This is a genomic window from Paenarthrobacter sp. PPS72 (assembly GCF_048537125.1).
Taxonomy (GTDB): Bacteria; Actinomycetota; Actinomycetes; order Actinomycetales; family Micrococcaceae; genus Arthrobacter; species Arthrobacter nitroguajacolicus_E.
The window spans coordinates 1-2,393 of record NZ_JBLYIE010000055.1; the positions used below are offsets into that span (position 1 = coordinate 1).

The following is a 2,393-nucleotide window of genomic DNA, read 5'->3' on the forward strand; positions in this document are numbered from 1 at the left end:
CCCCTCGATACCCACCCTCCCCTGCCTAACGCGTCCCGGATACGGCGAACAACCCCGTCGTAGCCTCGTTCCCGGACTTGCTCGGCCGTGACCACAATTGAGATCCAGCCGTTCACTGCGAGCAACGCCTCCCGGCGGATGTCGGATTCCTTTTGCGCCGCAGTGAGGTGATGGCCGCCGTCGTAATTGATAGCAACTCTGAAGTCCGGAAAGGCGAGGTCGGGCCACACCAGCTCCCGGCCGGAGGGGTCGCACACCACATAACTCAGTATTGGTTCGGGCAGGAAAGCGCGGCCCATGGCGAGACGCAGCTTGGTCTCAGGTACCGAATCTGCACCAACCCGCGCCAATTCCAGTGCTTCGCGTGCGTTCCGAATACCTCGTGTGCCAGCATGTCGTTCAATCTGTGCCCTCAAATCGTCCAGCGAGCAAAGCGCGGTCCTGTTGTGTCCGAAGCTCCTGGTCTGGCTGCAAATGAAATGATCGGCCGCCGCCACCAAGTCCTCGAACGGCAGCACACCGGCCAGATCAAGCCATGTTCGGGGGGCGCTAGTGACCGGAAGGCCATCAATTGAGCTGACATCGGAGTCGGCAAGGATCATCCGGTGTCCACTTACTCCCCGGCGTTGCGGTCGAAAGGCGCCGTCAACCCTGGTCAGATGTACTAAGAAATCTTGTTGAGCATCCCAAGGCAATGGACATCCCCACAGCATCGCGGCTGTTTCGCGGCAACAAACAGTGCCCTCGCTCATACTCGCGAGGAGTCGGGCCGTGTGTGCAGGATCCTGACTCCAGCCCCACGGTACCCGGATGCCCCTGCTGGCAACTTGGAGATCGCTGTTCCATGCCCGATGATCGGGCAGGCCTGCTGCGCGTTGCTCTTTAAGCGAGAATGAACGGCCCTGGAGCCCGATCGGAAGCGGCGGAGAAATCCTCATCAGCCATTGTTGGCATGGATGATGGCTGCCCAAGAGGTTACCCACAATGTGGAGGACTAGTGGAGGCGGCAGTCACGCACTGAGGGGCGGGATCTCGACCGAAAGGGACACCCAAAGTGCCGAGAGCCAACCCCTCGGCGCACAACTAAAGCGGGTGAGCTCAAGCGGGCACCTACTTAGAGATAGCGCACTGAGGGGCGGGATCTCGACCGAAAGGGACACCCAAAGTGCCGAGAGCCAACCCCTCGGCGAGACGCTCAAGAACCTAGATGGACGTCCGGTGGAAGTTCTGGTGGCTGCGGCTGGCGGTGGGCCCGCGCTGGCCTTGGTAACGGTTGCCGTATTCGCCGGAACCGTAGGGGTGCTCGGCCGAGGACGTCAGACGGAAGAAGCACAGCTGGCCGATCTTCATCCCTGGCCATAGTTTGATGGGCAAGGTCGCCACATTGGAGAGTTCAAGCGTCACGTGGCCGGAGAAACCGGGGTCGATGAAGCCGGCAGTGGAGTGAGTCAACAGACCGAGGCGTCCAAGGGATGACTTCCCCTCAAGACGGGCCGCGATATCATCGGCCAGGCTGACGGTTTCATACGTGGAGCCGAGCACGAACTCTCCGGGGTGCAGGATGAATGGCTCGTCGCCTTCCACTTCCACCAGCCGGGTCAGTTCGGGCTGTTCTTCGGCGGGGTCGATGTGGGCGTATTTATGGTTGTCGAAGAGCCGGAAAAACCGGTCAATCCGCACATCCACGGAAGACGGCTGCACCATCGCGGGGTCGTACGGTTCAAGAACAATCCGTTGGGAGTCTATTTCGGCACGAATATCGCGGTCAGAGATCAGCACAGCATCAAAAATACCCCATCCATCAAATAGCACATGCATTGTCCGTGGCGCCCCATGGGACTATAGTTCCCGGACATGTAGAACCGCGCCCGTACTTGGGGGCAACGAGCATTCGCGGGGTAATTGTGAGAAAAATGGCTGCGCCTGCCGCTATTGTGCTGGCTGGCGTACTGGCTCTAGGGGTGGCCGCCTCCAGCCAGCTTCTCCCGTTAACGCAGACACTCCCCGGCCCTACCGCCACACCTTCGGCCGGTGACCCGTCAGGATTCTCGGCACCGAAGGAAACCACGACGGCGGCCCCCGCACCCTCAGCGGCCCTCCCCGCGGCCGGCAACGCTTCGGACCCCACCACGGTGCCCGCGCCCGACCCCGGCACTCCACTGTCGACACCGAGCGCCGGCACGGGAGGCGGATCGGATAGCGGACCCATCGCAGTGGATCCCGTGTTTGAGACTCCACCTCCGGTGCCGAACATCGGACCTTCCTGGGGCCCGGACAATCCCTCGGATCCCGGCACCACTGAACCACCTGCAACAGACCCCACCCCACAAGAGTCTGTTGGTACCGTTCCAGCAGTACCGACGCCGTCCGGCCCGGCCGTCGGGCCCGACCCG

General features: G+C 62.0%; 2 protein-coding genes and 1 pseudogene. 1 reads left to right on the forward strand and 2 read right to left on the reverse strand.

Features of this window, described 5'->3' with window-relative positions:
* Together ACLRGI_RS19500 and dcd are read right to left on the reverse strand one after the other, a co-directional pair.
* On the reverse strand, window positions 1–602 hold a 602-nt coding region (locus ACLRGI_RS19500; RefSeq protein WP_419203158.1), incomplete at its 3' end, for an endonuclease domain-containing protein.
* 601 nt (window positions 603–1,203) lie between these two features.
* On the reverse strand, window positions 1,204–1,779 hold the full coding sequence (gene dcd / locus ACLRGI_RS19505) for a dCTP deaminase (protein WP_011776299.1): 576 nt from the start codon (window positions 1,777–1,779) through the stop codon (window positions 1,204–1,206).
* Window positions 1,780–1,913: 134 nt separating this feature from the next.
* Here dcd and ACLRGI_RS19510 point away from each other — a divergent pair.
* Window positions 1,914–2,393 (forward strand): annotated as a pseudogene (locus ACLRGI_RS19510) (hypothetical protein); the annotation flags it as partial.